The organism is Photobacterium marinum, assembly GCF_000331515.1.
Classification (GTDB): Bacteria; Pseudomonadota; Gammaproteobacteria; order Enterobacterales; family Vibrionaceae; genus Photobacterium; species Photobacterium marinum.
Genome location: NZ_AMZO01000008.1, coordinates 1 through 18,742, shown reverse-complemented (window position 1 = coordinate 18,742; position 18,742 = coordinate 1). Strand labels below are relative to the sequence as shown.

Here is an 18,742-nt window from a genome sequence, read left to right as displayed (position 1 = left end):
AAAGACAGGGGCTTTTTCGCATGTGGTTTCCGCTCCCGAGAGTCCTACGTTCTCTTGGTCGCGGCACTGGCCGTGCGCGTCGAGTCCCGTCCGCTCCGCCAAAACAACGAAGCCTCAGCAGAAATGCTGGGGCTTTTTTGTATGCCTTGGATTTGCTTTTAAGCCAATTGACGCTTATTTTCTGGCCGTTTTTTTGATTGCAATTATTCGCGCTTACAAATCATTACTTTGTAATTGCCTTGTATTCCTACGTCTTAATTTACAAGCAGAAAAATAAGAGTAATATAAATGCCAATATTGTACGTTGTTCAATTAATTGAATTCAGAATGACAAAAATAATTTTGGTGGAAGACAATCCGGATCTGAGGGCAAAGCATCAGTCATATCTGACAGAACATGGTTATGATGTGACACTTTCAGATGAAGCTTCTGCGACGTCTCTGGTTTGTGATGCTCAGCCTGACTTGGTGATAATCAGCTTGTCTTGTCCCGGTAATGATGGTTTAGGAATATGTCGTCAGCTTCGTCCAAGGGTAAAGAGTAAACTCCTTTTTCTAACGCCTTTCGCTGATGATATTGAGCATGTCGCAGCGTTGGAGCTCGGCGCTGATGATTTCATTAAGCAATCAATTTCAATGAGGGTACTGCTGGCGCGAATCCGTATGTTACTTCGCCGGATGCAGTCTGATGCTCCGTTGAATAATTTAAATGACAAGTTGTCGCATTCGGTTGTTCATATCAGTGATGAAAAATTGGTTTGTGGCAATCTGGTGCTCAATAACAAGCGAAAAAGCTGTGTAATGGAAGAACAGGTAATTTCGCTTACCGCAAGTGAATTCGACCTGTTGTGGCTGCTGGCATCCAAGGCTGATGAAGTGTTGTCTCGCGAATACTTGGTCAAGGTATTACGAGGTGTTGAATATGATGGCTTTGATCGCACTATAGACAATAAGATCGCAACATTACGGAAAAAATTAGGTGATATGCCTTCTCAGCCACGGAGAATCATTACCGTCCGAAGTAAAGGTTACGCGTTCATGCCGGACTGTTGGTAATAAGTTTAAGGTTTAAAAAATGAAGAAGATTACACTCAAGCAGACTTTGGTTGGTTTGCTTGTAACAGCCGGTTTGTCGGCAACATCTGCAGTTGCATCTCCAGTTGCATGGGACGAAAGCGGAAAAGCCTGGCTGACCCAGGAATCAGAACATTTCTCAGTACATTTTGTTGACGGACATCAGCAAATGGCAGCCAAAGCACTGGATATTGCGGAACGCGTTCGCACCGAACAGCTCCCTTTCTTTAAGTCTGCACCCAAAGATCGTACCGAGATGGTATTGGTTGATGACTTCGATTACTCGAATGGTTGGGCAACACCACTTCCTTTTGCACAAATCCGTTTATTTATGAGCCCGCCTGAAGATGGTGGTGATCTGGCTACCAATGATGACTGGCTGCATATGCTGATTCGTCATGAGTATGCTCATATCATGCATATGGAAATGTCTACCGGTGTTCCTAAAACCTTGCAGTCTATTTTTGGCCGTCAGGCATTCTTCTTCCCTCATGCGCTAACGCCTTCAATGCTGTTGGAAGGGCTGGCAGTTTATCTCGAAACCAATGAAGAGTTAGGCTACGGGCGTTTGCAAAGCAGCAATTATGCGATGGAAATGCGCATGGAAGTTGCCAGCGGAGAGGTAAAAGATCTGGACGAGGTTGTTGTTGCCGATCGCGAATGGCCGCTGGGTTATCAGTATCTTTATGGTGCTTACTTTATGAAGTACCTGTCAGATACTTATGGCGAAGAGAATATCCAGTTGTTTTTGCAAGATTACAGCAGACGCATTATTCCTTACTTTTTGATCAACCGTAGTGCGAAGCGGGCGTTCGGACGTGACTTCGATACGCTCTGGCGCGATTTTCAGGGGTACTTGAAAGCGGAGTTTGAGCCACAGCTGGCGCAGTTGAAGGCCCAGGCTGTTACCGGTGAAGACCTGCAATTGACTCCTTTCCTTCAGGTAACGGCAAGTAGTCAACAAGGCCTGTTGGTTAATCGCAACAACGGTGAAGATCGCCCGGAAATCTCAGTCTTTGATTCACAAGATCTAGAGTGGTTGTCGCTGGCAGAGAGCAAGAGCGTGACTTCTATGTCTTCTCATCCTCAGTCCGGTCTGGCCGTTTCACGTTTGATCCATTATGCCGACGGCAGAGGTTACAACGATATCTTCTTGTTCCGTGATAGTGACTGGCTGCAACTCACAGAGCGTCAGCGTTTCCGCAAAGTTCGCTGGATGCCGGATGGTAAGCAGCTGCTCGCCAGCCGCAAGGAAGGGGGCGTTAGTGAGTTGTGGCTGCTGAATGCTGACGATAAAGATGCTGCTGTTCGTATTTGGCGCGGTGATGCCGATACGGTTCTGGGCTCATTTGATATATCACCGAACGGCGCTGAATTAGTGGCGTCGGTTAAACGCCCACAGCAGGGATGGGATCTGGAAACGCTGGATCTGGCCACCAAAGCCTGGACTAAGGTGACTGAAACCAAAGCCGCCGAAAGCAGTCCGGTATATTTGCCGGATGGCCGCGTAGTTTTCAGTGCCGATTATGATGGTATCTTCAATATCTATGCACTTGATATCGTAAGTGGTGAACTGGAACAGTGGACTCGTGAGCTGGGTGGTGCACTTCAGCCTGAATGGCAGCAGGGATCTGGCCTGTTCTATCAGGCGTATGATAGTGAAGGTTACCAACTACGACACCTGGCGGAGCCCAAAGCGGTATCGACTCAGCAGGTCAGTGCTTATCAGGGACGCTGTGACTTCCCGTCGGCTGCGCCAAATAGTGTAGAAAAAAGTGAGCCAGAAGCTTATAGCCCTTGGTCTACACTTCGTCCGCATAACTGGCTTCCTGTGCTGCAGGCCGATGACACCCGAACATTGATCGGCGCAACAACATTCGGCGCTGATGCGTTGGGGCGCCATAATTATCAAGTGTTGGCAGCGTGGGATGTCGATAATGAAGTCGCGGATCTGAATATTCTCTACCAGTACGATAACCGCTGGTTGATGACATTAGAAAGCACTCATGACTTTGACAAGTTTATCCAGGGGAACAGGACGGATTATCGCATTACCCGTGAAGACTCTGTGTTGCTTCAACGCAGTCATATCTTCAATGCCTTCGAAGATCAGCTAAGTCTTCATGCCGGTGGTGTGTTGGACAAAGAAAGTCTGGTTTCAGAGCCGGACTTTGCGTCAACAACTTTCCGTGAAACCAACGAAGCGCTGGTTGGATTGGCTGTCACCTTTGATAACCGAGAGGCTTATCTGAATGTACCAGGTACTGGTTGGGGGCACTATATTGATGTGGTGGCAGAAACTAATGATGTCTTCGATGGTGATTATGATGGACAGAAGTATCAGGCGCAGTGGGTTGCTACCTGGGATCTGCCGGGACGTACAACTCTGACAGCAAGGCTGGCCGGTGGTTATGCTGATGATGAAGCCAAAAGTTTCCGTCTGGGCGGTAATGATTTGTTGGAAGAAACTCCATTGTTTGGTCGGGATACTCAGGCACTACGTGGTTACGATGAATCAGCTCAGCGCGGTCACCGTTATGCGACCCAGCGACTTGAGCTGAAAACCTGGCTGAGCCGTTTTGAACGAAACTGGTCACTCTATCCGGTTGGTTTAGGTGATTTATCCGGTGCAGTGTTTGTTGATTCCGGTGCGGCATGGGATGCCGGAAAAGACAGAAAACAGCTGACTGGTGCCGGTGTTGAGATCACCCTTGAGGCAAAACTCGGTTATAACCTGACGTTACCAATCACCGTCGGCTACGGTCATGGTTTCGACAGTAAGCTGGGTAAAGACGAAGTTTACCTTTCTGTCGTAAGTGACTTTTAATCTGACTGCTAATACATAGATCAGAATTAAAATAACGTAGAAGAGCTGCAATTAATCATTGCAGCTCTTTTTTATGTCTTTCTGAGTTCTTATTACGCGTCAGTAGCTGGCTTGAGTACTTTTTTCAGTTTGGCTTTTACTGAACGCCAGTGGGTAACTGGGATTTCAGGTGCATTGTCCAGCAGGTATTTATACTCCTGCTCAGATGGCTGAACTTCTCCGCCATGAGCCAAAATGATTGAATCAGGTTTGAGCCCAATGACTTTGTGTAGCGAGGATTTGTATCGATTGGGATAGAACACTGGGTAAGGAGGGATAAAGCGACCTTTGACCTTAACCATAAGATCGGCGACATATACCCGGTTACTAGAGGCATGGTACAGGGATAAATCTCTGTCAGTGTGGCCTTGGGTTGATAATGCTAACCAGTCAGGAAAGCCGGGCAGTGGCTCTTTATCATCAAGAATAAAATCGGGTTTAAGGTTGCACGGATACCAGATTTTGACTTTCGGCTTTTTCATACGCCTGGCAACCCATTTGGCCAGCAGAATGTCAGTAATATGCATGACCTTACCATCAATTCCTGAATACCATTGACCGGCGACATTAGCGGCAGCAAGGCGGCAGCCAGTTAATTGGCGTAGCTGATGCGCAGCACCGGCATGATCTGGGTGCATGTGGGTAACAACAACCAGTTTTAGATCTGTCAGCGGCCTTTTCAGCTTGCCCTTGATAAATTGTTTTATAACCGGAATGTCAGCCCGGCTGCATCCATCTAAAAGTAATAATCGGTTGGGATATTCAGCCAGGTATATCGACTGGATATAGCCTTCTATTTGGTGAAGTTTCATCGTGTCGCACTCCCATCCGTGTTGAGTGATTTTTGAACACCTAAAACTCATTATTCTCTAACTCATCGGACCATTCAAGGTGAAAAGCATTTTGCTTTAATTAAAACAGAATCTGAATTCTCTGTTTAAAACAACGCTTCTTAAAAGTTATGTCATCAAACAGGAATAAAGGTGATTGGTTAAAGAGCCGTTCTTGTTATTAACATTGAGAGTGGTACCACTTTAGGGTTAGATGATTCTGTTGTTGAATTATAAATTAACACGTCAATATGTCTTACAAATAGCTTGGAAGTAGTTATTTCTTTTGCTGTAACCATAACATGCTCATTTATAACGGAATGAACATACTGTTAAATTGTAACGACTGTTACATAAGAAACATCCATATATAAGAATGACTTACAAGACTGTGCTGTCTTTCTTTTCGTACATCAGGTTGATTTTGTTACAAAAAATTACTGTGGTATGACCATCTATTTCAAAAAATAGTGATACATTTCACAAAAAATAAGAGCGGAAATGCAATTACTTGCAAGTCATAGGGAATTGAATTGTTACCAATCTGTAATGTGATAAATGCCGAGGGTGGGTGATTTATCAAGTCAGGATTTGGTAACAAAAAATGGGGTGAATAATGAGTACTGGAATGTGAATGTTGTTGTTCACATTATCCAATAAGACTTAAAAAATAATATTACGATTGTAGAAGAGTGTTATGCATAAAATGATAGAGATGGTAAAAGCGCTTAAAGGTATCGGCGTACAGTTTGATGAAAAAAATCTGAAGGAATGCCTTCATCAATACGAAATTAAACAACATGCACGTGAGCTTATTGATCTGGCGAAAAAGAAAGAATTAGATCTAAGCAAGGATATCGTTAAAGCGAGCATTGCCGCCGTTATTATCAATTATGATGACCTGAAAGACGATCTGGAAGCTTCCATGTTCAATCTGATGAAAGTCAGTGATCCAATTATTCTGAAGACGATTAAGAAGACTGAAGAGTTCAAGCAGCTTCTTTATATTCTTGGTGAAGCTGTGGATCGTCGTTCGTACTACTCTCAAAAGCATTCATACTAAAAGGGGGTATGAGGCCTGCACTGAGGCATAATCAAAATAATATTCAGTGCGTCAGGTTTTTTAACCTGACAGTGTAGCACCATAAAAAAGGAACTTAGTCCTGTCCACGCTATACTCACTTAGTGGCTAATTTAATTAGCCACTATTTTTTTATTTCTATTTTCTGATAGAAAGACTCCTACCTATATTTTTGTGCAAAGTATTCTTTATTTCCGCAATGGAAATCATGATATGGCGAGTAATCTTCAAAGTGGCCGCTTTCATCCGGGACGTAACCTTTTTCTATGTAATGCTTGATCAGGTTTGCCAGTATTTGGTGATAATCATCTTCGTTTCGACAGTGCTTTTTTAAATGCTCAAGATATGAGGTGTAGCTGGTGCTATCGAGTGAGCGCAGAATGAAAGCAACGTCGGAAAGATCGACACCGAACTCATTGGTTTCAGTCAGGTGGATCAGATCTGAGGCGACGCCTTTGTGACGGCTGTAGAGCAGGCATTCATGGTCGACAAGTTCTTTGGCGGCGCTGTTAATGTTATCTGAGTAACTAACAACATAGAGATTTTTTGGGTGTCCTGTGACAGAAAACGGTGATTTGATGGTGTGAAGGTGTAGCTTGTCCATGGCACTTCCCCGTATAAATATCATGGTTAATCATTCTGATTACATAATATTGGCTGATAAAGTTTTGCTTTGCCTGATTTTGCAGATTGAGTTGCCAGTTGGCGCATTTCTACAATCTTATATTAGGCCTCCCCGGTAACATGCCCTCATCAACGAAATGAGGGGAATTGATTATGTCTGAAGTATTTAAAGCTGCTTTTATTTTTGTGGCTCCTGAAGCTAATCCGGAAACGGATGCTTCATGGGTTCGAACCAAAGAAGTTCATGTGAAGACCATTGCCGTATCAGGTTATCAGGAAGCTTGTGATCTGATTGATTCGCTGGTGGAAGAAGGAATTAAGGCAGTTGAACTATGTGCTGGATTCGGCCATCAGGGCGTAGCTGAAATTGTTAAAGTTGCCGGTGATCGTCTGCATATTGGTGTGGTGCGTTTTGATAAGCATCCGTGTCTGGGCTTTGTCAGCGGTGACGAGCTGTTCCTGTCTTAATAAGGAAAATCGCCTCTGTCAGCATCAGAGGCGGTGTGCTACATTCGCGCCATGAATACATTACTTATCCGACCAGGCTCACCGCTTAGTGATTTTGTCGCTCAGTTCTGGCTGTGGGAGCAGAGTCAGCCTCTGGCCATTCCTGATATTTTGCCGGGAACCGGTGTCGAGATTCTGTTTAATCTCGGCGAGCCTGTCGTAGCCGAATCACCTTCACAGGCCAGGCTGAATTTTGGTGAAGGTCTGGTGATATGTCCGCGTAAGTCGACGTTCCGGCTTCAACCGACAGGGGCAACGAAAGTGCTGTCTGTGCGTTTTCGCTCGGCTGGCTTTTTCCAGTTGTTTGGCATCCCTCTGACGGAGATCGCCGATCAGATTGTGGATGTCAGTACGATTATTCCACGAAGTGTTTTGTCACAGATTACGGAATTTGAGTCTGAGGTTGCAGCAATCTCGCTGTTGGAAAGCTGGTTGCTACAGCAAATAAAGCCTGAGCGGGCAGATGGTTCTGCGCTGAAGTGGGCGATTGATGAAGTCTATTATCAGAACAGCAGTGATGTGATCAGTGATGTAAAGCAGGAGCTGAATGTCAGTGAGCGTACGTTTCAGCGCAAGTTCAAGGCTTACACTGGCGTTGATGCCAAGTATTTCAAGCGAACCTCCAGGTTCCAGTCGGCTTTAAGAACCTTGCTTTGCGAGGGCAGTACGCAATACACCGGAATTGCATTGGATCACGGCTATTATGATCAGCCTTACTTTATTAAGGAATTTAAATGCTTCACCGGTGTAACCCCGAAGCAGTTCCTGACGGAAGAGAACTTTAGTCTAAATCATTACAACAACGATATTTACGATTGAAAATTTGCGTCGATTAAGAACACATGGCTAAAGGTTTATTTTTAGCGAAAAGCTTCATGTAGAAGAGGGGGGAAACGGCCGTCCCGCCAGGCAGAATTTGTGGGAGTCTGCCTTAATAGCCGGCGGGCGGCCGTTATTTCAGGTAGCTGAAACTGTGCTGTTTGTGATGTGTCTTTCAGTTACAAAGTCTCTGGCTTACAGTACCTCCCAGTTTCCGCCTAGGGCCTTGTTTAATCTGACAGCGAAGTTTGCCGTTTGTAATCTCGCCGCAATCACTCTGTCTTGCATAATGTGCTGTTGGCGCTGAGCATCCAATACGGTCAGGTAGTCTGCTAATCCTGCGGCATAAAGCGACTTGGCTTTTTTAACTGCTTTGTCGGTTTCTGATTTTGAGTCACTGACTAACGTCTGATATTGATGACTGTTTCCGTAACCGGCCAGCATTGTTTCAACTTCACCGATCGCACTGTTCACCGCATACTGGTAAGACAGCACACTGCTTTTAAAGCGTGCTTCCTGAAGTTCAATAAGTGCATCACCGCGTCCACCGTCATACAGGTTCCAGCTTACTCCTACGCTGGCAATCCATGCCGCCGAATCACTGCTGAACAGGTCATCGAAATTTTCAGCGACCAGGCCCGGTGAGCCCGTCAGGTAGAATTTCGGATACTGGTTAGCAATCGTCGCACCGAGTTCTGCATTAACCGCTGCCATTTCCCGTTCAGCGATTCGGATATCCGGCCTGCGCTGAAGAAGATTTGACGGTAAACCAGTCGGAATAATACCGCTTAGTTCAGGCAATGGTTTCGCTCGGTTCAGCCGTTGTTGCATTTGGGCCGGACTATCCCCCAGCAGGATTGCCAGTCGCTGCTGGTGGGCGTTTTCGGCGGTTTCCAACTGAGGCACCACAGACTTTGTCGCGGCTAGCATGGCTTTGGCCCGGGCGAGATCAAGATCTGAACCGTAACCGCTGGCGACGACTTTGTTAACCAGCTTCAGCGTTGCTTCCTGATCTTTAACCATGGCTAAAGCAATGGCTTTGCGCTCCTGCGCGCCCCGAAATTGCAGGTAGTTATGGATTACTTCAGAGGTGATCATCGTTGTCAGCCCCTGGCGGAAAATATCGGCCTGTTCTTTGCGAATTGAAGCCGCCTTGGCTTGCTGGTCGATTCTGCCAAACAGATCCAGTTCCCAGGCAATGGTTGCACCGGCATGAAATGCTTGCTGATTGGAATCAACAAGCGCCATCCCCAGAGGGTTGTCTGAGGAGACAACCGGGCCGAGCAAAGGATCATTCTCACTCAGTCCCAGTGACGAGAAACCAATGCCGAGGCTGACTGTCGGTACTTTGAATGACTCGACAACGTTTTGATAGGCCTTTGCGGCTTTTATTCGCTCGGCAGCAATTTTCAGCGGAATGTTCTGCTGCTGGGCATCGGCAACCAAGCGGTTTAGTACTTCATCATTAAACTGATACCACCAGGCTGAACTGGTTGAAAAAGCGCTGGTGTTATTGACTCCTGCGACTCCGGAATTGAGGTATTCGGTTTCAAGAACCAGTTTCTGTTTTGTCGTCAGTGTTTGCTCCGCTGTTTGGTAGTCAGGACCGACAGCACAGCCAGACAGCACCATCGTAATTACGAGCGGAGTGAGTTTAAGCATATTCATTGTTGAACTCCTTAGTGTCCGCAGGTGATTCCGAGCGGTAGAACAAACGGTACAGTGCCGGCATAACAAACAGTGACAGCACGGTTGCAGCGGCCAGTCCGCCGATGATGGTTGCGGCCATCTGGTCGAAAAGCTGGTCAGATAACAACGGGATCATCCCCAACGCCGTCGTCAGTGCCCCCATTGAAATTGCCATCGTACGATTCAGGGTGGCTTCTTTGATGGCTTCTTCCAGCGGACGGCCGTTTGCACGTTCAAGCTCAATTTGATCCATCAGGACAATCCCGTTTTTGATGATCATGCCGGACAGGGCAATTGCACCAATCAGGGCCATAAAACCAAAAGGCTTGTCGGTCAGCAGCAGGAACCAACTCGCACCTGTGGCGGCCAGCGGTACAGTGGTCATGATGATGACCGGTTGTTTGAACCCATTGAACAGGGCAACCAGAATGATCACCATGATAAGCACAGCTTTGGGCAACTGCATGAAAGTGTCGACGACAGAGCGATGTTCATCGTAGTATTCGCCGCCCCACTCAAAGGCGTAACCCGGTGGCAGTTTGATTGACTCGATTTCTTTGGCGAGCTGTTTACGCACTTCTGATGCGGTTTCACCGTGAACGTCAGCCTGAACAGTGATAGCTGGCAGGCGGTTGCGACGCCAAATCATGCTTTCCTCTGTCTTTAGCTCGAAGGTATCGACAACCTGACCTAATGGTACGCTATGCATGCCGAGCAGAGAGCGCACCGGCAGGGTTTCCAGTGAGTCAATATCGGCATTGTGACTGCGCAGTTTTATCGGAATTAGCTCATCACCCTGACGAAGCTGGCTCAGCGGCACACCTTCACTTGCTCGTTTAATGGCAAGGGCGACATCAGTGCGGTTGATACCGGCGCGACGGGCCTGTTCCTGATTAAGTTGTGGGACAATTACTTTACTTTGTTGACGCCAGTCATCACGAATGTATTTGGTGTGAGGATTGGTGGCAAAAACCTGTTGTGCCTGCTCGGATAATTGATGCAGTACTTGCGGATCCGGGCCGATAAAGCGTCCTTCAATACTGTATTTGTCCTTGGTGGCGAGTTTCAACGGGCGGAAACGCGGTTCTGCATGAGGAAATTCGGCTTTTAGCCAGGCATCGCCGCGTTCAACCAGCCCGGCAATACTCGTGAAATCACGGGTATTAATCAGGATCTGGCCGTAACTTGAATCGAAAGGCTCTGGTTCAACCGTCACGGAAAAGCGAGGGGCGCTGGCTCCCACGTAGGTTGAGATGTTTTTCACTTCCGGTTGTTTCAGAAGCCATTGCTCAATCTTTTTCATGTCTGTAGATGTTTGCTCGATTTGGGCACCGTTCGGCAACCAATAATCAAGGAACACCATGGCCCGGTCAGAACTTGGCATGAAGTTGACAGTGATTTGCGGGACAACAAATGCCGTGATCGCCAGCAGCGGGATCAACAGGCTCAATCCTTTTAGTGGATGCTTCACCGTTAGCTGAACGGCTTTTTTATAAAGGGACGGTTTCGCTTCGTTGTCATTCTGTGCGCCTTTGCTGGTTTTCGGTTTAATCCATTTCCAGCACATTAATGGAGTTACTGTCATCGCAACCAGCCATGACAGCAGAAGGGATGAACACATTACCCAGAAGACCGAGACGGCAAATTCAGCAGAATCAGTTTGTGAAAACAGCACCGGGCTGGCACCCATAATGGCAATGACAGTTGCCCCTAAAAGTGGAATGGCGGTTTCACTTATCGTTTCTTGTGCGGCTTTCAGCTTTTCTGTCCCTTTATTCATCTTGGCGATGATCATGTCTGTTACCACAATGGCGTTATCAACCAGCATGCCAAGAGCCAGAATAAAAGTACCCAGTGAAACCCGCTGTAGATCAATTGCGGTCAGTTTCATGTAGATAAGTGTCAGCAGAATAGTCAGCAACAAGCTGCTGCCGACGATCAGGGCACTTCGATATCCCATGAACAGCCACAAAATGACGACTACGATGGCAACACTTTCTATTAGATTGGTTACAAAGTTATTTATCGATTTTTCGACTTCTTTGGGCTGGAAAGCAATGGTATTGATTTCCACGCCGATCGGCAGCTGTTGCTGATAATCACCAATCACGTGATTGAGGGCGTCACCCAGTGACACCACGTTGATCCCGTCAACCGGACTGACCGCAAGGGTAATAGCATCAAGGCCGTTGAAGCGGCTCATTGATAAAGCCGGTGTCTGGTAACCCATAGAAATATCTGCGATGTCACCAAGGCGGATCAAGCCGCTGCCCAGTGGGCCAACGCCACTTTTAATCATCAGGTTGCTGATATCGTCCAGTGATTTGAATTCACTGCTCTGGTCGACACGGATCCGTTCGAAACCGGCTTTGAAACTGCCTGCATCAAATGTCATGTTTTGGCTGGCCAGTTGGTTCAGCACTTGAGCGGAGGATAACCCGTATTCTGCCAGGCGTTCGTCAGGCAGGTCGATATTGACGACCTGATTGCGAACACCGTGAAGCTCGATTTTCTTGATGCCTTCGACGGTTTTCAGTCGACGTTGAAGCTCTTTGGCATACAGGCGCAGCTCATTGGGTTCCACACCGTCACCGGAGACGGCAAACAGCATGCCGTAGACTTCAGAAAACTCATCCTGAACGATGCTAATTTGCGCTGATGCCGGCAGAGAGAGTTTTGCATCGGCAATTTTTCGGCGTAACAAGTCCCATTGCTGCGGGAGTTGTTTAGAGTTGGTCGCCTCTTGCAGGTCGACAAAAATCATCGAACTGCCCGGACGAGAAAGCGAGCGAAGTTTCCAAAGTGAGCCCATTTCCTGCAGTTTGGTTTCCAGTTTGTCGGTCACCTGCTGTTCGACTTCACTTGCCGATGCTCCCGGATACAGAGTTACAACCACGGCACTCTTAACGGTGAATGCCGGATCTTCGAGCTTACCAAGTTTGAAATAGGAGGTAATGCCTGCAACCACACACAACACGCAGAAAAACGTGACAAAGGTGCGCTGCCTGATGGCAAATTCTGCAAGGTTCATCTTCGTCACCTTATTGTGTCATAGCGTTGTTCATTGCCACCGTCCGGATTGCTCCGACAGGCTGGCCAGGTTTGAGGTAATGAGCACCTGCGGTGATGACCATGTCACCCGGCTTCATGTTGCCGGAAATGCAGGCCTGGTTGGCATGTATGGATTCGATTTCAACTCGTTGTAAATCCGCTTTGCCACTTTTCAGGACAAAGACCGATGGGCCGTATTCTGCTTCTTTAAGAGCAGAGTAGGGAACACAGTAACTGTCTTCACGATGCTGATAAGGCAGATTAAGCTGAATGGCTTTACCCGGCAGCAGATCCGAAGACGGGCGTTCCAGTTTATAGGTAAAGGTATAGGTTTGCTTGATTGGATCCGGCAGGGTGCTGATCTCTTTAAGCTGAACTGGCAGTGATTTATCTGCGTCGAACCAACTTATTTGGGCATCTTTGATTTGACCGAACTGAGTTACCAGGCTTTCCGGCATATCAATAGTTGCCTGCAGCTGGTTTGGCTGGTGTAGGGTGAAAACGGGAATGCCCGGCGATGCCTGTTCATACTGTTCACTGAACTGTTTACCGATAACACCGTTAAATGGGGCGGTCAGCTGGGTATAGCTCAGGGCATCTTTGGCTTTTTGCAGGTTTTGTTGTACCACCTTAACCATTGCGTCACTACGTTTGTATCCGCTGACGGCGCGATCAAGATTAACAGCGGCAATGGCATTGTCGCCAGTGGCTTGTCTGACCCTTTTCAGTTCAATTTCAGCCAAAGCTCTTGCTGCTTTAGCTTCCTCAAGACGGGCTTCAAGTTCTGTTACGGTAACCTGATAGTCATGGGGATCCAGTCGGGCGATAATTTGCCCTTTACTAACAGTATCGCCGGTTTTGACCAGAATTTGTTCAATGGTGCCGGGTACTTTGAATGCCAGGTTGGCGCTGTCGGCTGCTTCAAGTACGCCCGAGAAAGTTTTTAGCCTGATTTGCTGATTGTTGCCCAGCTCAATGACCTGAACTGGTCTTGGAGCTTGATCTGCAATCGCAGTCGGCGCTTCGCTGCACCCTGATAGCACCATCAATGTCACAGGTGCCAGGGTTAAAAAGGGTAATTGTTTCATGTTTGACTCCCACAGTAATTCGGGAGCCATTTTAGTGTGCGCAGTTACCGGGATAATCTGCCATATGCGTGAAAGACTGTCATGAATTTCGTGACAATTGGCGTGAAAACTTCACGTCATTTAGTTTGCTAACAGGATTTATTTCAATTCATTCGCTCTTTTTTTAAGACAAAAATCAGATGATCTTTGGGATCTCTTCTAACAGGTGATCTATCAACAGTCGGGTGGCATGGCTGATCCCGTGGCGGTTAGGGTAGAGCAGCCAGAAATCTTCGGTTGTTGACTGGTATTCCGGCAGAACCTGTACCAATTCACCGTTCTCCATGGCATTAACTGCCAGCAGGAGTGGCAGAAAGCTGATCCCCTGACCTGCAATCATTGAGCGGCGTACGAAATTGGTACTGTTGCTACTTAATTTAGGCAAGACCTTGATGGAGCAATCTGCAAAGTGCCAGACATCCTCCAGTGTGCCGTCCGGCCAGCGATAGCAGATACAACGGTGGCTTGCGATATCTTCAACGGTTTCCGGCTGCCCGTATTGCTCTATGTACTTCGGGCTGGCAAGCAGGAAGCGGCCTATTTTGGTGATATGGCGGGCAACGAAGCTGGAATCCTGAAGCTGGCCGACATGGAAGGCTAAATCCAGGCCTTGTTCGTAAATTCCCTGATAGCTGTTCTGGCATAACCGGACTTCCAGTTCTATCTCAGGATAGATTTGCTGGAATTTAGTCAGAATCGGTTCAATGGCTTCATCGCTGTCAGGGAGGATGCCGATTTTGACCTTGCCGACAGGTTTGTCATCCAGTTGATAAAGCGCTTCCTGAGCATTTTCAATACCCTCGACGACTTTTTGCAGTTCACGGTAGTAGATTTCACCATGCTGAGTCAGGCGGAGCTTACGGGTCGTCCTGAAAAAGAGTTGGGCGTTGAGGTACTTTTCCAGTTCACCGATACGACGGCTGACATTGGCCCGTGGCAGATCGAGGGCATTAGCGGCGGCGGTAAAGCTGCCAAGCTGTACCACTGTTATGAAAAGTTTGAGATCGTCGAGGCGCATGGTACGGAAATTTTATTAGCTAAAGTGTCTTTAGTTTGAATGACTCAGATTGTTGAATCAATGACAGTTTCTGCCAGCCACTGCTTTTTCCGGTTCGATAGCTTTTAGTTACCGACAGATCGAAGGGATGAAACGGCGTTATTGTTTATCAAAGTCCGCTTTGCTTAGGCCGAACCATAGCCTGTCGTCAAAACCATTTTCCAGCCGGTAATAAGCTCTTTGTCGCCCTTCTAAGCTGTAGCCAGCCTTTTCCAGCACTCGGGTTGAGCCAATATTACTGGCATAGCAGTCACCACAAAGCTTGTGGGCATCCAGCTCGTTAAATGCCAGAGCAGTGACAAAACGACAGGCTGTGGTGGCAATACCCTGTCGCCATGCATCTTCAGGTAGTTGATAGCCGATATCATAATTCCCAGTCAGCATCATCGCCTGGCTCAAGCCTGCCATCCCCATAAAATTACCGTTGGTATCACGGATGATGAAAGTTGGATTTTCCGGCCATTCGCCCTCGCTTATTGCCTGTTTCGTGTTCTCGATAATAGGCATAAAGTAGGCTTCATACACTTCCACTGGCGATGGTGCAAAAAACAGGTATTGGGTGACGTTGGGATTTTCCAGCATGGCTACGATATCCGGAAGTCGTCTTGTCGGATCAGCCGGATAGTTAGCTCCCTTGTCAGTGGAAAGGTGTGGCCCTGCTTCAATTGTTGATACTGCATAATGTCCTTCGTACTTTTATTTATTCACTTTGGTTTTGGCCATAGTAACCATATCGGATTGCTCAATATTGAATAAAAGCGACAGAGTTGTGATTTTGGATTTTACGTATCTGTTATTCATTTCAGGGGGTTGATTCGAAATCACCGTAAATATCTATGATCAAATTCCGTGTGTTCAGGTAACTGCCCGGTGTGGCACCGATGTGCTTCTTCAACTCGCGGATAAGGTGAGGTTGATCGCTGAAACCAAATTTTAGGGCAATGTCGACCCAGTTAAGCGTTTTATCAGCATGCTTATACAGGTAGGTAAAAAGCAGATCCAATCGCTTCATCATTTCATGTTGCTTAATGGTCAGCCCGGTTACTTTCATTACAGCACGCTCTAGTGTTCGACGCGAACAGCTGAGCTGCTTTTCTAGCTCATCGGAGCCATGACCTTCAAGGTGACACAAAGCTTTTCGGACCAGTGAATAATGATGTTCGTTTGAGGTGTTTGGGGCTGTGCCTTCTGAGGCGATCGTCCTGATGAGAGCATCCAGCTTTTTTGCGATATATTTTGGCTTATCTCGGTCATGACGCCAACTTGGTTATTTGAACAATATTTAGTTATTTGTCGAGTTCTCAGGTGATCTTATGGCGATACTAGAAGTCCCTTGCCGTTACTGCTCTCAGACCAAATCAGTTCGCAAGCATGGGACTGGAGCGAATAAAGCTCAACGTTATCGCTGTCTTGATTGCCGAAAGTCATTACAACTTGATTACACCTACAATGCCTATCACCCTGGCTTGAAAGAACAAATTGTAGATATGGCTATGAACAAAGCTGGATTACGTGATACTGCTAGGGTACTTAAAGTTGGACTTAATACCGTTCTGAGAACACTAAAAATTCCAACCAAGGCAAGTAACTTTAGTCCCATTCGATAAAGCTGAAATCGAGCTTATCTGTGAGGTTGATGAGCAATGGTCATTTGTTCAGAACAAAAAGAACCAACGTTGGCTTTGGTATACTTGGGTGCCAAGGTTTAAACGGATCATCGCCCATGCTTTTGGACGTTGCAATGAGGAAGTACTTCAGGCTTTATTGAAGCTCTTAAAGCCATTTACAATCAATTTCTTCTGTACTGATGACTTCAGAGTTTACTCATCAAACCTTCAAGCAGAGAAGCACATTACCGGGAAGTTATTTACCCAACGTATAGAACGACAGAATCTCACATTGAGAACGCGATTAAAGCGGCTAAATCGCAAAACCATTGGTTTCTCTAAATCTGAAGAAATGCATGACAAAGTAATAGGCACATTCATTGAGCGTGAACTCTACAGATGTTAGTTCAACAAGTTGGCGTCACGACCCAAAAATCCAGAAAAAGAAGCTGTTTAATTATCAAGTAACTAGTGACAATTAGCTTGAAAAACACCGACAGCTTTGAGGGGCTTTGTTACCTAATAGTGAAAGTGCTTTGTTTAGCAATTAAAGACAGAGCATTATGTTGAGTTGCCATCTCTAGCCAACGGGACGAAATGGCTTCAACACCGTCATTTCTTTCAGTTAGGTTTTCCATAGTGATAATTTTTTAGGCAACAAAGCCGTTAGGAGACTAACTTGTCGACATCCGTTTATTGTTGAGCTACAACTCCATAATAAAGATATTCAAGATCATCGTCAGTCAGCATTTTTGATAGACCAAGCGAAGCAACCGTTCGTCGTAACTGAGGGATTGTGATAGGACCAACAGCCAACATATCAGTTCTTTTATGTGCAAGTGCATATGCATTTATCATCTGGTCTACTGTATAATTGGTACAATGTTCATAGTTAAAATCATTAGTAAATTGCACCACTCGCTCATATCTCTGTCTATTGTCTTCAGTGAAAATTGAGTAAAATACATTTTGCCAATATGGGTCTCCCGCATCATACTTCTCTTTTGCAGAAGCCTTAGCATTATCCCATCGTGGTTCGGGTTTATCCAGAATACTGAAACCGCCCAGAGGGGAGTATGGCATTATTTTGATACCTTTCTGGAACTCTGGGTTATTCATTTCCTTGTGAAAGACCTGCACACCTCCGGCATGTATTGTTCTCTTTGACATTTCAAACAAAGAAAAATAAGGGCTATTAATTACAGGTTTCAGTAATTCAGCATTTTCCGTTGCAACTTTTAAAGATTCATTAACTCTTGGCGTTCTCCAATTAGACAAACCAATTTGCCAAACTTTGTCTGCTATTTCCTCGGAACTCAGTGCCTTTAAAATTTCATTTACAGGTGTTTGTGGTCTATCAATCTCCTCAAACTTGAAGAAATCAGCATCATCACGGTGCATTAGATAAACTGTAATATCATTGCTTAGATGGTTAGTCGTATGATGTAGCTCGCCCGAAACTCGCTCTTTGATCTGCTCTTTATCACCATATAGTCGGCTGGAATATGTACCGCTAGGTGCATTTTGTATCTTAATTGATCCATCTTCCATCATGGTCGATTTTTCGCTCAATATACCTTTTTCATTTAGAACAGTTAGGAATTCGTCAGAATGACTACCTGACTCCAGCTTTTGCCAGTAATATAAATCAAGGGGAAAACCTCCTTTTGATATCGTATAAAGCTCTCTATCTGGATTCAGATTTTCATTGTGATAAAACCCGTCTTCGCGGACCTTACTATTTTTAGTATCTAGCCATTTACCAAGCTTGTTTTCAATATCACCAACATAAATTGGTGAGGTGTCAAAAGTATTTATACCCAACTTGACAGCTTCGTCAAGAATAGCATCTAATTCCTCATTTGAAATTTCTTGTTGTCCGTCTACAACCCAATTAGCCTGGATTAAATGATCGGTACCCATAACCAGTCTAGAAAACTTTTTGCAATTGCTTTCCTTATCACAGATGTCTACATATTCCATTTCTACGTTGGCCGTAGGCATCTCTATTGCACAATTTGCAAACTCATCCCCCCAACTTTGCATAGCAATAGCTGGTAATAAATATAGAGCCAACTTTATTGGTCTTAAACTTTTGTTACGACTTCGTCTATAAGTGTAATTCAGTTTTTCTTTTTGAAACTTCACTATTATTAATCCTTATTTACAATCATATGATTTATTAAAACATTAATGTTATGGTTAAATACCGACACAACCATCCGATAGCAGCCTTGCGGCCGCTACGGTGTTAGTTTTTGCTGATATCTATAAAGAATGTTTATTATTGGCTATGTGCTAACTCAATTTGATTGCTAACTAGCAAAAGAAGTTAACAAGCAAGTGGTATCAACGCCCTTTGTTTACTTTTTTGAAACTGGTGTTAAGTTCCAGATGTTATTGGCGTAGT

14 protein-coding genes and 1 pseudogene are annotated in these 18,742 nt (G+C 45.8%); 6 read left to right on the top strand and 9 right to left on the bottom strand.

The annotated features are described in order from the left end of the window. Positions 1-327 precede the first annotated feature (327 nt). Together C942_RS08220 and C942_RS08215 are read left to right on the top strand one after the other, a co-directional pair. Positions 328-1,056: a winged helix-turn-helix domain-containing protein gene (locus C942_RS08220; RefSeq protein ID WP_007464543.1), complete on the top strand. Its 729-nt coding sequence runs from the start codon at positions 328-330 to the stop codon at positions 1,054-1,056. A gap of 19 nt (positions 1,057-1,075) precedes the next feature. Continuing rightward, positions 1,076-3,901: a hypothetical protein gene (locus C942_RS08215; protein ID WP_007464541.1), complete on the top strand. Its 2,826-nt coding sequence runs from the start codon at positions 1,076-1,078 to the stop codon at positions 3,899-3,901. Positions 3,902-3,993: 92 nt separating this feature from the next. Here the strand turns inward: C942_RS08215 and C942_RS08210 are convergent, their stop codons facing one another. Further along, on the bottom strand, positions 3,994-4,752 hold the full coding sequence (locus C942_RS08210; protein ID WP_007464539.1) for an MBL fold metallo-hydrolase: 759 nt from the start codon (positions 4,750-4,752) through the stop codon (positions 3,994-3,996). 715 nt (positions 4,753-5,467) lie between these two features. On the opposite strand from C942_RS08210, the gene C942_RS08205 reads away from it, so the two are divergent. Beyond that, the gene (locus C942_RS08205; RefSeq protein WP_007464538.1) at positions 5,468-5,833 is read left to right on the top strand and encodes a hypothetical protein; all 366 of its coding nucleotides are present in this window, start codon (positions 5,468-5,470) and stop codon (positions 5,831-5,833) included. A gap of 178 nt (positions 5,834-6,011) precedes the next feature. Here the strand turns inward: C942_RS08205 and C942_RS08200 are convergent, their stop codons facing one another. Then, positions 6,012-6,455, bottom strand: coding sequence for a hypothetical protein (locus tag C942_RS08200; protein WP_007464535.1), 444 nt, complete (start codon positions 6,453-6,455; stop codon positions 6,012-6,014). A gap of 173 nt (positions 6,456-6,628) precedes the next feature. On the opposite strand from C942_RS08200, the gene C942_RS08195 reads away from it, so the two are divergent. Together C942_RS08195 and C942_RS08190 are read left to right on the top strand one after the other, a co-directional pair. Beyond that, positions 6,629-6,943, top strand: coding sequence for a DUF6506 family protein (locus C942_RS08195; protein WP_007464534.1), 315 nt, complete (start codon positions 6,629-6,631; stop codon positions 6,941-6,943). A gap of 51 nt (positions 6,944-6,994) precedes the next feature. Next, positions 6,995-7,801 carry a helix-turn-helix domain-containing protein gene (locus tag C942_RS08190; protein WP_007464532.1) on the top strand — a complete coding sequence of 269 codons (807 nt, stop codon included), beginning with the start codon at positions 6,995-6,997 and terminating at the stop codon, positions 7,799-7,801. A 195-nt stretch (positions 7,802-7,996) separates the two neighbouring features. Here C942_RS08190 and C942_RS08185 read toward each other — a convergent pair whose 3' ends face one another. From C942_RS08185 to C942_RS24895, 6 genes and pseudogenes are all read right to left on the bottom strand, one after another. Continuing rightward, positions 7,997-9,469, bottom strand: coding sequence for an efflux transporter outer membrane subunit (locus C942_RS08185; protein ID WP_007464530.1), 1,473 nt, complete (start codon positions 9,467-9,469; stop codon positions 7,997-7,999). Next, positions 9,456-12,521 carry an efflux RND transporter permease subunit gene (locus C942_RS08180; protein WP_007464528.1) on the bottom strand — a complete coding sequence of 1,022 codons (3,066 nt, stop codon included), beginning with the start codon at positions 12,519-12,521 and terminating at the stop codon, positions 9,456-9,458. The genes C942_RS08185 and C942_RS08180 overlap by 14 nt, the downstream gene beginning before the upstream one ends. A 10-nt stretch (positions 12,522-12,531) precedes the next feature. After that, on the bottom strand, positions 12,532-13,629 hold the full coding sequence (locus C942_RS08175; RefSeq protein WP_007464526.1) for an efflux RND transporter periplasmic adaptor subunit: 1,098 nt from the start codon (positions 13,627-13,629) through the stop codon (positions 12,532-12,534). A gap of 175 nt (positions 13,630-13,804) precedes the next feature. Continuing rightward, the gene (locus C942_RS08170) at positions 13,805-14,686 is read right to left on the bottom strand and encodes a LysR family transcriptional regulator (protein ID WP_007464524.1); all 882 of its coding nucleotides are present in this window, start codon (positions 14,684-14,686) and stop codon (positions 13,805-13,807) included. 138 nt (positions 14,687-14,824) lie between these two features. Continuing rightward, positions 14,825-15,405 (bottom strand): annotated as a pseudogene (locus C942_RS08165) (GNAT family N-acetyltransferase). 122 nt (positions 15,406-15,527) lie between these two features. Beyond that, entirely contained in the window at positions 15,528-15,857 is a 330-nt protein-coding gene (locus tag C942_RS24895; protein WP_232428155.1) for a helix-turn-helix domain-containing protein, read from the bottom strand. A 181-nt stretch (positions 15,858-16,038) separates the two neighbouring features. Here C942_RS24895 and C942_RS24610 point away from each other — a divergent pair. Continuing rightward, positions 16,039-16,738, top strand: a protein-coding gene (locus C942_RS24610) for an IS1 family transposase (protein WP_086004392.1) whose coding sequence is annotated in 2 segments (ribosomal slippage) — positions 16,039-16,292 and positions 16,291-16,738 — 702 coding nt in all. Because the reading frame shifts where the segments join, the coding sequence is not laid out codon by codon here. Between the two features lie 287 nt (positions 16,739-17,025). Here C942_RS24610 and C942_RS08150 read toward each other — a convergent pair. Then, positions 17,026-18,480 (bottom strand): aldo/keto reductase, encoded by a 1,455-nt coding sequence (locus C942_RS08150; RefSeq protein ID WP_007464512.1) that lies wholly within the window; start codon positions 18,478-18,480, stop codon positions 17,026-17,028. Positions 18,481-18,742 lie beyond the last annotated feature (262 nt).

Excerpts from the sequence above, each read along its gene's own strand:
- C942_RS08220 (WP_007464543.1), top strand. The coding sequence starts at position 328 with ATGACAAAAATAATTTTGGTGGAAGACAATCCGGATCTGAGGGCAAAG.
- C942_RS08215 (WP_007464541.1), top strand. The coding sequence starts at position 1,076 with ATGAAGAAGATTACACTCAAGCAGACTTTGGTTGGTTTGCTTGTAACA.
- C942_RS08210 (WP_007464539.1), bottom strand. The coding sequence starts at position 4,752 with ATGAAACTTCACCAAATAGAAGGCTATATCCAGTCGATATACCTGGCT.
- C942_RS08205 (WP_007464538.1), top strand. The coding sequence starts at position 5,468 with ATGCATAAAATGATAGAGATGGTAAAAGCGCTTAAAGGTATCGGCGTA.
- C942_RS08200 (WP_007464535.1), bottom strand. The coding sequence starts at position 6,455 with ATGGACAAGCTACACCTTCACACCATCAAATCACCGTTTTCTGTCACA.
- C942_RS08195 (WP_007464534.1), top strand. The coding sequence starts at position 6,629 with ATGTCTGAAGTATTTAAAGCTGCTTTTATTTTTGTGGCTCCTGAAGCT.
- C942_RS08190 (WP_007464532.1), top strand. The coding sequence starts at position 6,995 with ATGAATACATTACTTATCCGACCAGGCTCACCGCTTAGTGATTTTGTC.
- C942_RS08185 (WP_007464530.1), bottom strand. The coding sequence starts at position 9,469 with ATGAATATGCTTAAACTCACTCCGCTCGTAATTACGATGGTGCTGTCT.
- C942_RS08180 (WP_007464528.1), bottom strand. The coding sequence starts at position 12,521 with ATGAACCTTGCAGAATTTGCCATCAGGCAGCGCACCTTTGTCACGTTT.
- C942_RS08175 (WP_007464526.1), bottom strand. The coding sequence starts at position 13,629 with ATGAAACAATTACCCTTTTTAACCCTGGCACCTGTGACATTGATGGTG.
- C942_RS08170 (WP_007464524.1), bottom strand. The coding sequence starts at position 14,686 with ATGCGCCTCGACGATCTCAAACTTTTCATAACAGTGGTACAGCTTGGC.